General features: G+C 68.7%; 14 protein-coding genes. 5 read left to right on the top strand and 9 right to left on the bottom strand.

Features of this window, described 5'->3' with window-relative positions:
* Window positions 1-32 precede the first annotated feature (32 nt).
* Both uvrA and ACK4YQ_RS08405 read left to right on the top strand, forming a co-directional pair.
* Window positions 33-2,930, top strand: coding sequence for an excinuclease ABC subunit UvrA (gene uvrA / locus ACK4YQ_RS08410; protein WP_409610270.1), 2,898 nt, complete (start codon window positions 33-35; stop codon window positions 2,928-2,930).
* A gap of 585 nt (window positions 2,931-3,515) precedes the next feature.
* Window positions 3,516-4,061 carry a GNAT family N-acetyltransferase gene (locus tag ACK4YQ_RS08405; RefSeq protein WP_409610268.1) on the top strand — a complete coding sequence of 182 codons (546 nt, stop codon included), beginning with the start codon at window positions 3,516-3,518 and terminating at the stop codon, window positions 4,059-4,061.
* 77 nt (window positions 4,062-4,138) lie between these two features.
* On the opposite strand, the gene ACK4YQ_RS08400 is transcribed toward ACK4YQ_RS08405, so the two are convergent.
* Complete coding sequence (locus ACK4YQ_RS08400; RefSeq protein ID WP_409610266.1) at window positions 4,139-4,414, bottom strand: hypothetical protein; 276 nt, start codon at window positions 4,412-4,414, stop codon at window positions 4,139-4,141.
* A 156-nt stretch (window positions 4,415-4,570) separates the two neighbouring features.
* Between ACK4YQ_RS08400 and ACK4YQ_RS08395 the strand changes: the two genes are divergently transcribed.
* A complete protein-coding gene (locus ACK4YQ_RS08395; protein ID WP_409610264.1) occupies window positions 4,571-5,182 on the top strand; it encodes a glutathione S-transferase family protein in 612 nt (203 codons plus the stop codon).
* Here the strand turns inward: ACK4YQ_RS08395 and ACK4YQ_RS08390 are convergent.
* The gene (locus tag ACK4YQ_RS08390; RefSeq protein WP_409610262.1) at window positions 5,179-6,084 is read right to left on the bottom strand and encodes a hypothetical protein; all 906 of its coding nucleotides are present in this window, start codon (window positions 6,082-6,084) and stop codon (window positions 5,179-5,181) included. The two genes, ACK4YQ_RS08395 and ACK4YQ_RS08390, sit on opposite strands and share 4 nt — an antisense overlap.
* 128 nt (window positions 6,085-6,212) lie before the next feature.
* On the opposite strand from ACK4YQ_RS08390, the gene trmFO reads away from it, so the two are divergent.
* Window positions 6,213-7,616 (top strand): methylenetetrahydrofolate--tRNA-(uracil(54)-C(5))-methyltransferase (FADH(2)-oxidizing) TrmFO, encoded by a 1,404-nt coding sequence (trmFO, locus tag ACK4YQ_RS08385; protein ID WP_409610260.1) that lies wholly within the window; start codon window positions 6,213-6,215, stop codon window positions 7,614-7,616.
* A gap of 1 nt (window position 7,617) precedes the next feature.
* Here trmFO and ACK4YQ_RS08380 read toward each other — a convergent pair whose 3' ends face one another.
* From ACK4YQ_RS08380 to yajC, 6 genes are all read right to left on the bottom strand, one after another.
* Window positions 7,618-8,316: a squalene/phytoene synthase family protein gene (locus tag ACK4YQ_RS08380; protein WP_409610258.1), complete on the bottom strand. Its 699-nt coding sequence runs from the start codon at window positions 8,314-8,316 to the stop codon at window positions 7,618-7,620.
* A gap of 66 nt (window positions 8,317-8,382) precedes the next feature.
* Window positions 8,383-8,988: a urate hydroxylase PuuD gene (locus ACK4YQ_RS08375; RefSeq protein WP_409610256.1), complete on the bottom strand. Its 606-nt coding sequence runs from the start codon at window positions 8,986-8,988 to the stop codon at window positions 8,383-8,385.
* An 88-nt stretch (window positions 8,989-9,076) separates the two neighbouring features.
* Complete coding sequence (locus tag ACK4YQ_RS08370; RefSeq protein WP_409610254.1) at window positions 9,077-9,436, bottom strand: Mth938-like domain-containing protein; 360 nt, start codon at window positions 9,434-9,436, stop codon at window positions 9,077-9,079.
* 3 nt (window positions 9,437-9,439) lie between these two features.
* Window positions 9,440-10,396 (bottom strand): protein translocase subunit SecF, encoded by a 957-nt coding sequence (gene secF, locus ACK4YQ_RS08365; protein ID WP_409610252.1) that lies wholly within the window; start codon window positions 10,394-10,396, stop codon window positions 9,440-9,442.
* A 12-nt stretch (window positions 10,397-10,408) separates the two neighbouring features.
* Window positions 10,409-12,013: a protein translocase subunit SecD gene (secD, locus tag ACK4YQ_RS08360; protein ID WP_409610250.1), complete on the bottom strand. Its 1,605-nt coding sequence runs from the start codon at window positions 12,011-12,013 to the stop codon at window positions 10,409-10,411.
* 19 nt (window positions 12,014-12,032) lie between these two features.
* Window positions 12,033-12,383 carry a preprotein translocase subunit YajC gene (yajC, locus tag ACK4YQ_RS08355; RefSeq protein WP_409610248.1) on the bottom strand — a complete coding sequence of 117 codons (351 nt, stop codon included), beginning with the start codon at window positions 12,381-12,383 and terminating at the stop codon, window positions 12,033-12,035.
* A 119-nt stretch (window positions 12,384-12,502) separates the two neighbouring features.
* Between yajC and ACK4YQ_RS08350 the strand changes: the two genes are divergently transcribed.
* Entirely contained in the window at window positions 12,503-13,342 is an 840-nt protein-coding gene (locus ACK4YQ_RS08350) for an ATP-binding protein (protein ID WP_409610246.1), read from the top strand.
* 17 nt (window positions 13,343-13,359) lie between these two features.
* Here the strand turns inward: ACK4YQ_RS08350 and ACK4YQ_RS08345 are convergent, their stop codons facing one another.
* A complete protein-coding gene (locus ACK4YQ_RS08345) occupies window positions 13,360-14,775 on the bottom strand; it encodes a peptidoglycan DD-metalloendopeptidase family protein (RefSeq protein WP_409610244.1) in 1,416 nt (471 codons plus the stop codon).
* Window positions 14,776-14,880 lie beyond the last annotated feature (105 nt).

Below are 14,880 nucleotides of genomic sequence, written 5' to 3'. Positions count from 1 at the left end.
GTGCGGCGGCGGACGGGGAGTTTCCGGAAAAGATGGCCGAACAGCTGAACTTCATCCGCGTGCGCGGCGCGCGCGAACACAATCTGAAGGACGTGAGCGTCGACATCCCGCGCGGCGAACTGGTCGTGCTGACCGGACTGTCGGGGTCGGGCAAGAGCTCGCTGGCCTTCGACACCATCTACGCCGAGGGCCAGCGGCGGTACGTGGAGAGCCTGTCGGCCTATGCGCGCCAGTTCCTGGAGCTGATGAGCAAGCCGGACGTGGACCTGATCGAGGGCCTGTCGCCGGCCATCTCGATCGAGCAGAAGACCACCAGCCGCAACCCGAGATCGACGGTCGGCACGGTCACCGAGATCCACGACTACATGCGCCTGCTCTGGGCGCGGGTCGGCGTGCCCTATTCGCCGGCCACCGGCCTGCCGATCGAGAGCCAGACCGTCAGCCAGATGGTGGACAAGCTGACCGCCCTGGAAGACGGGACGCGGCTCTACCTGCTGGCCCCCGTCGTGCGCGGCCGCAAGGGCGAGTACCGCAAGGAGATCGCCGAGTGGCAGAAGGCCGGCTTCCAGCGGCTGAAGATCGACGGCGAGTTCTATCCCATCGAGGACGCCCCGACGCTGGACAAGAAGTTCAAGCACGACATCGACATCGTCGTGGACCGGCTGGTGACGAAGGGCGGGCTGGAGAGCCGCTACGCCGACAGCCTGGAGACCGCGCTGCGCCTGGCCGACGGCATCGCCGTGGCCGAATGGGCCGACGTGGCCGATGGCGAGAGCGAGCCCCGGCGGCTGATCTTCTCGGAGAAGTTCGCCTGCCCGGTCTCCGGCTTCACCATCAGCGAGATCGAACCCCGGCTGTTTTCGTTCAACAATCCCTACGGGGCGTGCCCGGTGTGCGACGGCCTGGGCGCCAAGCTCGCCTTCGACGCCGACCTCGTGGTTCCGGACAAGGACAAGACCCTGCACAAGGGCGCGGTGGCGCCGTGGGCCAAGGGCCCCTCGCCGCTCTACACCCAGACCCTGCAGGCGCTGTCGCGCCACTACGGCTTCTCGATGGACGAGCCGTGGTGGAAGCTGCCGGAGCCGGCCAAGACCGTGGTGCTGTACGGCTCAGGCGCCGAGAAGATCAAGTTCGTCTACGACGACAACGCCCGCAAATACGAGGTCAGCAAGACCTTCGAGGGCGTGCTGCCGAACCTCGAGCGGCGCTGGCGCGAGACCGACTCCGCCTGGGTGCGCGAGGAGCTCGGCCGCTACCAGTCCGAGACCCCCTGCCTCGCCTGCGAGGGCTATCGCCTGAAACCCGAGGCCCTGGCGGTGAAGATCGACGGGCGGCACATCGGCGAGGTCTCGCAGCTCTCCATCAAGAACGCCCGCGACTGGTTCGTCGGCCTGGAGCCCAAGCTCAGCGCCAAGCAGATGGAGATCGCCCGGCGCATCCTGAAGGAGATCAACGACCGCCTGCGCTTCCTGGTGGACGTGGGACTGGACTACCTGAACCTGTCCCGCGGCTCGGGCAGCCTGTCGGGGGGCGAGAGCCAACGCATCCGGCTGGCCAGTCAGATCGGCTCGGGCCTGACCGGCGTGCTCTATGTGCTGGACGAGCCGTCCATCGGCCTGCACCAGCGCGACAACACCCGCCTGCTCAACAGCCTGCGCGGCCTGCGCGACCTCGGCAATTCGGTGCTGGTGGTCGAGCATGACGAGGAGGCGATCCTCACCGCCGACTACGTCATCGACATGGGCCCGGCGGCGGGGGTTCACGGCGGCGAGGTGGTGGCCGAGGGCAAGCCGGCCGACATCATGGCCAATCCCCGGAGCGTCACCGGCCAATACCTCTCCGGCGCGCGCGAGATCGCCGTGCCCCTGGACCGTCGGCCGATCTCCAAGAAGAAGGTGCTGCGGGTCGTCGGCGCCGCCGGCAACAACCTGAAGAGCGTGACCGCCGACATTCCGGTCGGGACCTTCACCTGCATCACCGGCGTCTCCGGCGGCGGCAAGTCGACCTTCACCATCGAGACCCTCTACAAGGCCGCCGCCCGCAGGCTGCACAACGCTTCGGACGCGCCCGCCCCGCACGAGCGGATCGAGGGCCTGGAGCACTTCGACAAGGTCATCGACATCGACCAGTCGCCGATCGGGCGCACGCCGCGCTCCAACCCGGCCACCTACACCGGCGCGTTCCAGCCGATCCGCGACTGGTTCGCCGGCCTGCCGGAAGCCAAGGCCCGGGGCTACGGGCCGGGCCGGTTCTCGTTCAACGTGAAGGGCGGGCGCTGCGAGGCGTGCCAGGGCGACGGCGTCATCAAGATCGAGATGCACTTCCTGCCTGACGTCTACGTCACGTGCGACGTGTGCAAGGGCAAGCGCTACAACCGCGAGACCCTTGAGATCCTGTTCAAGGGCAAGTCGATCGCCGACGTGCTGGACATGACCGTCGAGGAGGCCGCCGACTTCTTCAAGGCCGTCCCGCCAGTGCGCGAGAAGATGGAGACGCTCAAGCGCGTGGGCCTGAGCTACATCAAGGTCGGCCAGCAGGCGACGACGCTCTCCGGCGGCGAGGCCCAGCGGGTGAAGCTGTCCAAGGAGCTGTCGCGCCGCGCCACCGGCCGCACCCTATACATCCTCGACGAGCCGACCACGGGCCTGCACTTCGAGGACGTCAAGAAGCTGCTGGAGGTGCTGCACGAGCTGGTCGACCAGGGCAACACCGTGGTGGTGATCGAGCACAACCTCGACGTGGTGAAGACCGCCGACTGGCTGGTCGACTTCGGCCCCGAGGGCGGCGACGGCGGCGGCGAAATCGTCGCCGTGGGCAGCCCGGAGCAGGTGGCCGCCAACACCAGGAGCTGGACCGGCCGCTACCTGAAGGACCTCCTCGACCGCCACGAGGCCCGCCGGGGCGAGCGGCGAACGCTGCTCACGGCGTAGAGGCGGCCGGCCAGAGGCGCTGGCGCAGGCGTGCCGGCACCTGCGGCGTCCATCGGACCGTTCGGGTGCTCAACGCGAGGCGTCTATCGACTCCCGGCGGACACTCGCAGCGGCTGGGACGCGCGCCGCCAGGGCGGCGGTCAGAAGGATGCGTTGTCCTGCCTCAAGGAACGATATCGCCCGACGTACTGGCGTCATGCGCGAGCCGATCTCGATTTCGCCGGCGCGCCTGATGGCTCCGCGGCGAAAGACGCCGGCTTCCGACCCTCAGGCGACCTTGGGAAAGGCCGCTTTGCAGCATTCCTCCATTCCCTCCAACGCCCCATCGACAGCGAGGGCGCACCCGCTGGATTGCATGCAGGGAGAGAAATGACCGACATCAATACGGTTCTGAACGATGAGACTTGGGTTGAGCGGTCTCTCCCGCTGGCGGCGCGGGCTATTGGCTCCGCTTGGAATTCGTAAGCGACGCGCTTTCCCGAAGACACCAGATCTGGAGGGCTTTGGGGTAATAGCCGTTTGGACGCGCCGCTGACGGGCTTCGGATCGGCAGCGGGATATTCCGGTACGCAATGGAAACGCCGCATGACAGACGAAGTTGTAACGCTCGCGAATGCTCATCCGGACGACCTCACGTCCTTCAAGACGGAGCTACAGGACGCCTTTGCATTGGCGGTGGTCGATGAATTTGGAGGCCTGCCGGACGGGCCGATTCCGTCAGACCAGACCTTGGATGAAGCCATCAACGCGCCTGGCGCTTTGGCGCTCCGGATCCTGTGCGATGGCCGCAAGGTCGGCGGTGCGATCGTCACGATCAACGCCGAGACTCACCACAACTCGCTCGATCTGTTTTTCATCAGGGTCGGAGAGCATGGGCGTGGTCTCGGGCTCAAGGCCTGGTTCGCCATCGAGCAGCGATTTCCCGAGACGATAACTTGGCAGACGCACACACCCTACTTCGAGAGACGCAACATCCATTTCTACGTCAACAAGTGCGGCTTCAAGATCATCGAGTTCTTCAACGAACACCACCCTGACCCCAACCAACCGGGAGAGCAGGACGATCTACCGGGCGATGGGGATGCGTTTCAGTTCGAGAAGGTTATGAGGCCATGTCAGCAGGGGCTTTGACACAGCTGAAATGACGGCTTCCCCCCAATAGCCGAACTTCGGAACGTCGGCGGACGGCCGAAGCCGCGCCCCGCCCCTCAGCGGATCGTTTCCTTCTCCCTGGGCGCCGAAGCCTTGCGCGTCCTGGCCTGGGCCTTGGGCTTGGGCAGCCGGCGAAAGCGGCTCTGGCACCAGGCGAAGTCGACGCCCACGTCGAGCAGGGCGTCGGACCGCCCGCACGGGCAGGCGAACTCCATGACCCCCATCACGCGGTAGGTCTCGCCGGCCTGCAGGGGCACCGGCCTTCCCGTAACGTGGTTTGGGGCGGCGTTGACGCAAAGCACCAGATCGCCAGGGCCGACGGCGTCGCTCATTGCTTCCATCCACTAGCCTTGGGCGCAGACTAAACCCTGCCGCGCGGCGGACAAAGGCCGCTCTGCGCGCCCGCCGCTGTCAGGAAAGCTGGCTTGCTCTCAAACGCGCGTTCGAAATAGCGTCGCCCCATAGCTTTGTTCATTGGGGAGACGACGATGATTCTCTATGGCGCGCCCATGCCGGCGCCGAACCCTCGCCGCGTGCGCATGTTCCTGGCCGAGAAGGGCGTCGACCTGCCTGAGACGCGCGTCGACATGATGAAGCGCGAGCACAAGTCGCCGGAGTTCCGGGCCAAGAACTCGCTGGGCCAGATCCCCGCCCTGGAGCTCGACGACGGGACCGTCATCTCCGAGACCGTCGCCATCTGCCGCTTCTTCGAGGAGACCAACCCCGAGCCGCCGCTGTTCGGGACCACGGCCGTCGAAAAAGCCCTGGTGGACATGTGGGTGCGCCGTATCGAGTTCGTGCTGATGACGCCGGTCGGCAATTTCTGGCGCCACGCCCACCCGCGCACGGCGGCCCTGCTGACCCAGTACAAGGACTTCGGCGAATCCAACCGCGAGGCCTACGCGGGCGCCCAGCGGTGGCTGAACCGCGAGCTGGAGGACCGCGAATTCATCGCCGGCGACGCCTTCACCATGGCCGACATCTGCGCCCTGTCGACGGTGGACTTCGCCACCTGGATCGGCCTGGAGCTCGGCGAGGAGTTCGGCGCGCTCAAGGACTGGCACGACCGCGTCTCGGCGCGGCCGAGCGCCGCCGCCTAGCCGGCGCGGGGCCTGATCGCCAGGTAGGCCATCGCCGCCGGCGCCGTGACGACGGCGTAGTAGAGCGCCGTCAGCACCGCGGCGAACGCCAGGTAGGCCACCGTCAGGATCGTGAAATAGCTGCCGAGGGAGGTGGGGTCGGGGCTGAAGGCCGCCCCGGCCTCGGCCAGATCCCCGCCGCGCATCACGACGGCCACGCCGCTGATCGCGGCGAAGATCACCATGCCCAACAGCGCCACGACGACGATCGCCGCCAGCGCCAGGGTGTAGGCGCCCAGCAGCCGCCAGAAGTAGCCCCGGGTCAGGCCCCAGGAGTCGAAGACGCTGATGCGGTGCTCGGCGAAACTGATCGCCGGCGCGAGCGACAGGCGCACGGCGATGAACAGCAGCAAGCCGAGCGAGAACAGGCCCACGAACAGCCGCAGGAGCTGGCCGAAGGCGCCGCCGAGACCTGCGCCAATCGGTCCGGCGATGGCTGCGATCAACACCACGACGAAGATGATCGCGCCCCAGATGAAGAAGTAGATGACCTTCAGGGCCGCCAGCCGCAGTTCGTCGGCGCCAAGCCGCAGGTAGCCCCACTTGGACTCGCCCGGCTCCAGGATCGCCCGGTAGACCGCCGCCGACATGACCGCCATCATCAGCAGCCCCGCCAGCAGCAGGACGCCGTAGAGAGGCGCCAGATTGCGGATCTCCTCCATCATCAGGGCCGGGTCGGGCGAGGGATCCGCGCCCGCGGCCTCCAGGGCCATCAGGTGCTGACCGCCGAGGCCGATCATGACCGCCGCCGTTCCCATGCTGACAGCGAACTGCAACAACGCCCACAGGAGCAGGACGCGCGGCTGCTCGCGCGTGAGCCGGAAACCCTCCAGAGCCGCGTCGCTTGGCGAAAACGTGGTCATAGCATCCCCCAGGCCCTCACCGTTCCCGCATCAACGAGTCGGCGGCCCATTGGCTGCAACGTAGGGCCTTCGCGGCGCCCGACAAGGCCCCGCTCGCGGAGGACCGCGTTCGTTGCTAGTTAGGGCGAATGTCCACCTCCACCATCCACATCATCGGCGGCGGCCTCGCCGGCTCCGAGGCAGCCTGGCAGGCCGCCGAAGCCGGGGCGAGCGTCGTCCTGCACGAGATGCGCCCGGTGCGCGGCACCGATGCGCACCAGACCGACCGCCTGGCCGAACTGGTCTGCTCCAACTCCTTCCGCGCCGACGACTGGGCCGGAAACGCCGTCGGGCTGCTGCATGCCGAAATGCGCCGATGCGGCTCGATCATCATGGCCGCGGGCGACGCCCACCAGGTGCCGGCCGGCGGCGCGCTGGCCGTGGACCGCGAGGGCTTTTCCCAGGCGGTCACCGAGCGGCTCGAGGCGCATCCCAACGTTCGCATCGAGCGCGGCGAGATCGCCGGACTGCCGCCGGCGGAATGGGACAACGTCATCGTCGCCACCGGCCCGCTGACCTCGCCCGCCCTCTCCCAAGCCGTCCTGGAACTCACCGGGGAAGGCCAGCTTTCGTTCTTCGACGCCATCGCCCCGATCGTCACCCTGGAGTCGATCGACATGGACGTGGCCTGGCGCCAGTCGCGGTACGACAAGGCCGGGCCCGGCGGCGACGCAGCCGCCTACATCAACTGCCCGATGGACAAGGCGCAGTACGAGGCCTTCATCGACGCCCTGCTGAGCGGCCCGAAGTCGGAGTTCAAGGAGTGGGAGCACGTCCCCTACTTCGACGGCTGCCTGCCGATCGAGGTGATGGCCGAACGCGGGCGCGAAACCTTGCGGCACGGCCCCATGAAACCGGTCGGCCTGACCAACGCCCACCGGCCCGAGGAAAAGCCCTACGCCGTCGTGCAACTGCGCCAGGACAACGCGCTCGGCACGCTTTGGAACATGGTCGGCTTCCAGACGAAGCTGAAGCACGGCGCGCAGACCGAGATCTTCCGGACCATCCCGGGCCTGGAGAAAGCGGTCTTCGCGCGACTGGGCGGCCTGCACCGCAACACCTTCATCAACAGCCCGCGCCTCCTGAACCGCAGCCTGCAGCTCAAGGCCGAGCCGCGGCTGCGTTTCGCCGGTCAGGTCACCGGCGTGGAAGGCTATGTGGAGAGCGCGGCCGTCGGGCTCCTGGCCGGGCGCTTCGCCGCCGCCCAGGCGCAGGGCCGCAGCCTCGCCCCGCCTCCGCCCACGACGGCCCTCGGGGCCCTGATCGGCCATATCACCGGCGGGCATCTGGACGCCGGCGCCGGCTCGTTCCAGCCGATGAACATAAACTACGGCCTGCTTCCCCCGCTGGAGCCCCCGCGCCGGGACGCCGAGGGCAAGCGGCTTGCGCCCAAGGAACGCGGCCGGGCCAAGAAGCGGCTGATGGGCGAGCGAGCGCTGGCCGAGCTGGACGCCTGGCTCGCCGGGGCGCTGAACCTGGCCGCCGCCGAATAGGTCAGAGCCGGCCCCTCGCCACCGCCCAGACCAGGCGCAGGCGGACCGCCCAATCCGCAGGGCGGCCGCCGGCGGCCAGTCGATCCACCAGGGCCGCATGGGCGATCGCAGGGAACGCCGCCACTGGCATCGAGCGCGCCCCCCGCCGCGCCTGGGGCCACAGGCCGGCCAGGGCCTCGGCGAAGGCGTGCGCATCAGCGCCGCCGGCTCCGGCGCGCCTGGCCAGCGCCCAGGCCGCCCCCGCATCGCCCGCCGCCGCCGTATCGCCGTTCGGGTCCAGGAGCCCGGCCGCGAGGCGCGCGGCGGCGCCCGCGGAGTCGCGCGCCCATGACAGCGCCTCCTCGGCGTTCATCGCGGCGGGATCGAGTTCGCGGTAGCGCGCGTCGATCATCGTCTCCAGCCGCGCTCGCGCCAGGTCATGCGCGCGCACCGCGGCGGCCAGAGCCTGGGCGGTGGGATGCATGCGAACGGCGCGGCCTTCGAAGATCTCGTCCAGCACCTCGCGCCACCAGGTCAGGCGGATTTCACCGAGGAGCGAGTTGGACGCCACCCGAGGCGCCCTGGCGAGCTCGTAGTCGTAGGCGTAGATCGCGATCACATGCGCCCGAGCGGCCGGCTCGGCGACAAAGCGGCTCGAAAGCCAGCGGTCCGGATCGGTCCGGCGGACCTGAGCGTCGAGATCTTCTGGGGAATCGGCCATGGGCCCTGCACTAACGAAAAGGGCCCGCCTCGCGGCGGGCCCCTCAGTCATAAGGCGCCTCGACGATCAGCCGAAGAGCGTCTGGTTCATGGTCATCGTCACCAGCATCGGCAGCGACAGCAGCGTGTTGGTGCGCGAGAACAGCATGGCCGTGCGCCCGGCCTTGGCCTTGGCGTCGGCGTCCGCCTCGACGATGCCGAGGGCGATCTTCTGCGCCGGCCAGATGAAGGCCCACACGTTGATGAACATGATCGTGGCCAGCCACATGCCGAGCCCGATGAAGGTGTGCTGCGGCACCGAGAAGCCGTCCATCGCGCCCAGGGTGAACGCCTGGACAAGGTAGCCGCGGTTCCACGCCAGGATCACGCCCATGATCCAGGTGAAGAGCGCCGCCCAGCGGAACCAGAACAGCGCCTCGGGGGCGATGTACTTGGAGACCGCCGGCTTCAGCTCGGCGGGAATGTCCGGCATCTTCCGGATCTGGACGAAGTTGAAATAGTACAGCAGCCCGATCCACAGGATGCCGAAGAAGACGTGCAACCAGCGGAACAGCGCCTGCCAGAAGAGCGCGTCCGCGGCGCCGTTGTGGATCCCGTAACCCGCGATGACGATGACCGACAGCACCAGGCTGACGATGATCGTGTTGCGAAGGTTCGAGAGAAGTCCTGCCATGGGAAAGCCCTCACATTTCCTGCCCTGGGAGTCAGGTATAGGGCCTTTCGGCTCAAGGTAAAGCCGAGCTCAACCGTGTGAGGGGGCTTCAGACGGCGATGAGGGCGCAGGCCAGCCGTCGCCCCTCGGCCGTCAGGACGTTGTACATCCGCGCCGCCGCCGGCGTATCCATGAACTCCAGGCCGATCCCGGCCCTCTGCAGCGCCTCCCGCGTCGCCCGCGGCGGCAGGGCGTTGGCCGCGCCCACGCCCATCAGCACGAACTCGACCTCGCGGGGCCCGGCGGCGATCACGTCGGCCAGGCTGTCGGGCGTCGCCTCGGCCAGGGTCGACACGGTCCAGGCCCTGGCCTCGTCCCGCAGGATCAGGACCGAGCCGGACCACCAGGCGCCGGACAGGCGAAAGCCGCCCTCGCCGTAGGCGTCCACGCTGGGGGCGTCGCGCGCCATGCCTCAGGGCCGCGCGCCGACCGGCTTGATGGGTTCGGCTTCCTCGCCGCGCTTGACGCCCCAAAGCAGGATCACCGGAGCGGCCACGTAGATCGACGAATAGGTGCCGAGCGCAATGCCGAACATCATGATGATCGAAAACCCGAACAGCGTCGGACCGCCGAACAGCGCAAGGCCGCCCAGGGCCAGGATCGCGGTCAGGCCAGTGATCACGGTGCGCGAGAGCGTCTCGTTGATCGACAGGTCGATCACCTCCCGCAGCGGCATCCGCTTGTACTTGCGCAGGTTCTCCCGCAGGCGGTCGAAGACGACGACGGTGTCGTTCATCGAATAGCCGATGATCGTCAGGATCGCCGCGACCGTCGTCAGCGAGAACTCCAGCTTGGCGAGGGCGATCATGCCGAAGGTCAGGATGACGTCGTGGAACAGCGCCATCACCGCCCCGAGGCCGAACTGCAGCTCGAAGCGAAACCAGATGTAGAGCAGCATCAGCGCGATCGCGAGACCGAGCGCCAGCACCCCGTTCCGCAGCAGTTCGCCGGACACCTTCGGCCCCACCACGTCGGTGCGGGCGAAGCGCACCTCACCCAGGGCCTGGCTGAGATTGGACTTGACCCGCTCGACGGTGTCGGCGGAGTTGGCGCCGTCCGGCGTCTGGAAGCGCACCATCGCCGAGTTGGGCGCGCCGAAGGCCTGGACCTGCACGTCGCCCATGTCCATGGCTTCGAGGGTCGCCCGCGCCTTCGCCAGATCCACCGGACCGGGGGTGGACAGCTCGAGCACCGTGCCGCCCTTGAAGTCGATGCCGCAATTCAGGCCGCCGCACGGGGGCTTGAACGGGATTAGCGTGAGCGCCAGCGAGGCGATCACGCCGATCACCGAAATCACGGCGGCGAGCCGGGCGAACGCGACGAAGCGAAAGTTCGTCTGGACGGGGAGGATCTTGATGAGTGGCCACATGGCGCTGTTCCCCTAGACGATCGGCAGGGTCTTGGGCCGCGCGGCGCGATACCACCACGCCAGCAGAACCTGGGTGACGAGGACGGCGGCGAACACCGAGGTGACCACCCCGATCGACAGTGTCCAGGCGAAGCCCCGCACCGGCCCGGAGCCGAACTGGAACATGATCAGGGCCGCCAGGATGGTGGTGACGTTGGCGTCGATGATCGTGCTCATGGCGCGGGAGAAGCCAGCCTCCATCGAGGCGATGACGCTGCGGCCCGCCCGGATTTCGTCGCGCATGCGCTCATAGATAAGCACATTGGCGTCGACGGCCACCGCGAGGGTCAGGATCAGCCCCGCGATCCCCGGCAAGGTGAGCGTCGCCTGGGTGACCGACATCACCGCCACGATGAGGAGCCCGTTGACGAGCAGCGCAATCACCGAAATGCCGCCAAACAGACCGCCGTAGGCCAGCAGCATGAAGACCAGGATCGCGGCGAAGCCGACGCCCGTGGACACCTGCCCGGCCTTGACCGCGTCCGCGCCCAGTTCGGCGCCGACGGTCTTCTGCTCCTCGACGGTGAGCGGCGCCGGAAGCGCCCCGGCCCTGAGCAGCACCGCCAGGTCGTTGGCCGATTCCGGGGTGAAGTTGCCGGTGATCTGGCCGGAGCCGCCGGTGATGGCGGTCTGGATCACCGGCGCGGAGATCACCTTGCCGTCCAGGACGATGGCGAACCGCTTGCCGATGTTCTGCGCCGTCGCGTCGCCGAACCGCCGCGCGCCCTGGCTGTTGAAGCGGAAGGTGACCACCGCCTGGCCGGTCTGCTGGTCGAAGCTCTGCTGGGCGTCGGTCAGCATCTCGCCGGTCACCAGCGAGCGGCGGCGCACGAGCAGCGCCGGCGAGGCGCCGTCCTCGCTCGGCAGGAGCTCCGATCCCGGCGGCACGCGGCCGGCGAGCGCCTCCTGCAGCGGGACGCTCTCGTCAACCATCTGGAAGGTGAGCTTGGCCGTCTGGCCGATGACGTTCTTCAGGCGCTCCGGATCGCTCTCGCCCGGGGCCTGGACGACCACGCGGTTGACGCCCTGACGCAGGATCGTCGGTTCGCGGGTGCCGAGTTCGTCGATGCGCCGGCGGATGATCTCGATGGATTGCTCCACCGCCCGCGAGGCTTCGGCGTTGATCGCCTCCTGTACGAAGGCCAGGCGAATCCGCTGGTCGTCACCGGTCGAGATGGTGATGTCGCGCCCGCCCGGCGCGCCCGCCAGCGGCGCCCCGACCGAGTTGCGCAGCGCACGCGCCGCGACGCTCACCTGGGCCGGATCGGTGATGCGTACACCCACCTCCCCGTTCGCCTGCCGCAGCTCGGTGAAGGCGATGTCCTGTTCGCGCAGCAGCGTGCGCACGTCCTCCACCAGATTGGTGAGACGCTCGGCGCGCAGGGCTTGGGTGTCGACCTCGAGCAGCAGGTAGGAGCCGCCCTGCAGGTCCAGGCCCAGGTTCAGCCGCTGTTTGGGAACGAAGCCTGGAAGGCTGTCGAGGGTCTTCTGCGGCAGAACGTTCGGCAGCGTGAAGACCACGCCGAAGATCACCGACAGGACGACGGCGATGACCTTCCAGCGGGAGAGGTTGAGCATGACGCCGCTTCGGTCCCGATCAGACCTTGGCGTCGTTGGCGGCGGCGGGCTCGGTGCGCCCGCGGACCTCGGCGATCATGCCCTTCACCACCTTCACGGTGACGTTGGTGGCGATCTCCAGGCCGACTTCCTTGTCCTCGACCCGCACCACCTTGCCGATCACGCCGGAGTTCAGCACCACCGTGTCGCCGCGCTTCAGGCTGCCCAGCATCTGCTGGTGCTGCTTCATCCGCTTCTGCTGCGGGCGGATCATCAGGAAATAGAACAGCACGACGAGCGCGATCAGCGGCAGGAACTGAATCAGCATGTCCTGCGGGCCCGCGCTGGCGGCGCCGGCGGCGGTTTGAGCGAAGGCGGGGGTGGCGAACATGGCCTCTCCGGGAAGCGTCGGCGCAGCAGCCTTCGCCGCGCCCGATTTGCAGGTCGGCGGAAACTATGCGCTGGCCCCACCTTTTGCAATGCGAGCCCCCAACGGCTAAGCACCGCGCCATGGACACGGACACGAAAGCCGCATTGCTCCGCATCGCAGACGCCCTCGACCGGCTGGCCCCGCCCGCACCCCAGGCGCCCGATTTCGGCGTAGCCCGCCTCTTTCGCCATGATCCGGACAGCGGCGCCTTCCATCCTGCGCCCGACTACCCTCTTCCGCTCGACACGCTCCTGGGGGTCGAGCGGCAGAAGACGCGTTTCCTGGAAAATCTCGACCGCTTCGCGCGCGGCCTGCCCTACAACCACGCCCTTCTTTGGGGAGTGCGGGGCGCGGGCAAGAGTTCGATCGCCAAGGCCGCGTTCATGTCGGCCTCCGAGGCCCATCGCGATCTCAAGCTTGTCGAGGTGGACCGCGATCAGGTCACCGCCTTGCCCCAGCTGTTCGACGTTCTGCGGGCGCGCCCCGAGCGGTTCGTCGTCCTGTGCGACGATCTTTCCTTCGAGGAAGGCGCCGCCGCGGCCAAGGCGCTGAAGTCTGCGCTTGAGGGCGGCGTCTCCGGCCCTCCGGCCAATGTCCTGTTCGTCGCCACCTCGAACCGGCGCCACCTGATGCCCCGCGGTCACGCGGAGGACCGTGGCTTGATCGCCAGCGCTGAGGACGCCGAAGAAGAGGTCAGCGTCTCCGACCGCTTCGGCCTGTGGATCGGCTTTCCGGCCATGGACCAGGCGACCTACCTCGCCGCGGTGGCGGGCTACGCCGAGCGCTACGGCCTCGCTGCAGGCGACCTCGACCGCCGCGCCCTGCAGTGGGCGCAGCTTCGCGGCGGTCGCTCGGGCCGGGTCGCCTGGCAGTTCATCCGGGACCTGGCCGGCGAACTGGGCAAGCCCCTGCCGCTCTAGCAGGGGCTCGCAAGGGTCTACTTCGGCAGGACCAGCAATGGATCGATCGGCCGCGCCCGGTCGGCCGGCGTCGGCGCATAGCGCACCTCGAAGTGCAGTTGCGGCTCCGAAACCCCGCCGGTGGCGCCGGCCTGGCCGATCTGCTGCCCCTGCGCGATCTCCTGCTGCATCTTCACGTCCACGCGGGCGAGGTGGCCATAGGCGGTGACCCAGCCGTCCGCGTGCTTGACGAGGACCAGATTGCCGAAGCCCGGCACCTGGTCGCCTGCGTAGACCACCGTGCCGGCGGCGGCCGCGCGCACCACGGTTCCGGCCCCGGTCCGGATGTTGACTCCGTCGTTGCGCTGCCCGGTGCCCTTGGGACCGAAGGTGGACAGGATATCGCCCCTCAGCGGCCAGACGAACCGGCCGCGGCCGAGCTGCGAAATCTGCTGGTCGGCCGGCGACGGGGTGGACGGCACGATGACCGGCGCCGCCGGGCGGGCGGTCTGCGGGGGTGCGGCGGGCGACGTTGCTGGCTTCGGTGCGCTGGGCGCCGGATTGCTCGGCGCCGGAACGCTCGAGGAGGACGTGGTCGGCGGCGGGGCGCTGGGCGCGGGCGGCGTCGCCGGACCGGTGCGCACAGGCGGCGCAGGGGTCTGTGGCGGCGTCTGCACCACGGGACGGGGGGCCGGCTGAGGCGGCGGCGCGGGCGGCGCTTCCACCGGGACGCGGACCTGCGTCTGGATCGGCCCGGAGTCGCGGAAGCCCTCAGGCAAGACCAGTCTTGCACCGGCGCGGATCGGCGTCTCCAGGGTGATGCCGTTCGCCTCGGCGATGGCCGAGGCCGGGACGTTGAAGCGCCGGGCGATGGCGTACAGCGTGTCGCCGTCGCCGATCACATAGGCCTTGGCCTTGCCGCGCGGCCCCGACAGCTTCTGCCCCGGCTGCAGGCGGTAGGGCTCCTTCAATCCATTGGCCTTGGCCAGCTCGGACGGCGGAACGCCCAGCTTGCGGCCGATGCCGTAGAGGGTGTCGCCCTTTTCAACAGTGTAGATCCTGGGCGGTCCCTCGGCGTCCACCACCCGGCCGGTGACGCTGGCGCGGGTGATCGTCTGCATGGCGGGAGGGGCGGAAGCGGCCGCAGGGGCCGTGCTCGGCGCCCGCGATCCATAGTTCGGCGGCGGCGAGTAGTTGGGTTCGGGAACCGAGGGCGCGGATGGCGGCGTATCCCGCTGCGGCGCCGGCACCGGCAGCTCCTGCGCGCGCACGCTGGAAGGCGCGGCCTGCGCTTCGGCGGGCGTCGGCGCCTGGGCGGCCTCTTCGAGGCGCGTGGGATAGTTCGGCTTCAGCGGCTGCGCCAACTCCCCGCCCAGCGGATCATAGGTGGTGCAGGCCGAGAGCGCTGCGCCGGCGAGAAGGACAAGAGCCGTTCGGCTGAAGAAAGGCGTCATCGCCGCTCCGTGTTACGTCGGAATCAGTCGAGGCGTGGGGAGGGGATCATGGGTGACGCCCAACGCCCGCGCCAACCCACAAAGGTGCAATCGTGGAGATCGGCG

Origin of the sequence: Phenylobacterium sp., from assembly GCF_046291545.1 — a bacterium.
GTDB lineage: Bacteria > Pseudomonadota > Alphaproteobacteria > Caulobacterales > Caulobacteraceae > Phenylobacterium.
The sequence above is the reverse complement of the archived record's forward strand: the minus strand, read 5'-3'. Positions and strand labels throughout refer to the sequence as shown.

Excerpts from the sequence above, each read along its gene's own strand:
- trmFO (WP_409610260.1), top strand. The coding sequence starts at position 6,213 with ATGTCCACCTCCACCATCCACATCATCGGCGGCGGCCTCGCCGGCTCC.
- yajC (WP_409610248.1), bottom strand. The coding sequence starts at position 12,383 with ATGTTCGCCACCCCCGCCTTCGCTCAAACCGCCGCCGGCGCCGCCAGC.
- ACK4YQ_RS08370 (WP_409610254.1), bottom strand. The coding sequence starts at position 9,436 with ATGGCGCGCGACGCCCCCAGCGTGGACGCCTACGGCGAGGGCGGCTTT.
- ACK4YQ_RS08405 (WP_409610268.1), top strand. The coding sequence starts at position 3,516 with ATGACAGACGAAGTTGTAACGCTCGCGAATGCTCATCCGGACGACCTC.
- secD (WP_409610250.1), bottom strand. The coding sequence starts at position 12,013 with ATGCTCAACCTCTCCCGCTGGAAGGTCATCGCCGTCGTCCTGTCGGTG.
- ACK4YQ_RS08390 (WP_409610262.1), bottom strand. The coding sequence starts at position 6,084 with ATGACCACGTTTTCGCCAAGCGACGCGGCTCTGGAGGGTTTCCGGCTC.
- ACK4YQ_RS08395 (WP_409610264.1), top strand. The coding sequence starts at position 4,571 with ATGATTCTCTATGGCGCGCCCATGCCGGCGCCGAACCCTCGCCGCGTG.
- ACK4YQ_RS08345 (WP_409610244.1), bottom strand. The coding sequence starts at position 14,775 with ATGACGCCTTTCTTCAGCCGAACGGCTCTTGTCCTTCTCGCCGGCGCA.
- ACK4YQ_RS08380 (WP_409610258.1), bottom strand. The coding sequence starts at position 8,316 with ATGGCCGATTCCCCAGAAGATCTCGACGCTCAGGTCCGCCGGACCGAT.
- ACK4YQ_RS08350 (WP_409610246.1), top strand. The coding sequence starts at position 12,503 with ATGGACACGGACACGAAAGCCGCATTGCTCCGCATCGCAGACGCCCTC.
- uvrA (WP_409610270.1), top strand. The coding sequence starts at position 33 with ATGGCCGAACAGCTGAACTTCATCCGCGTGCGCGGCGCGCGCGAACAC.
- secF (WP_409610252.1), bottom strand. The coding sequence starts at position 10,396 with ATGTGGCCACTCATCAAGATCCTCCCCGTCCAGACGAACTTTCGCTTC.
- ACK4YQ_RS08375 (WP_409610256.1), bottom strand. The coding sequence starts at position 8,988 with ATGGCAGGACTTCTCTCGAACCTTCGCAACACGATCATCGTCAGCCTG.
- ACK4YQ_RS08400 (WP_409610266.1), bottom strand. The coding sequence starts at position 4,414 with ATGAGCGACGCCGTCGGCCCTGGCGATCTGGTGCTTTGCGTCAACGCC.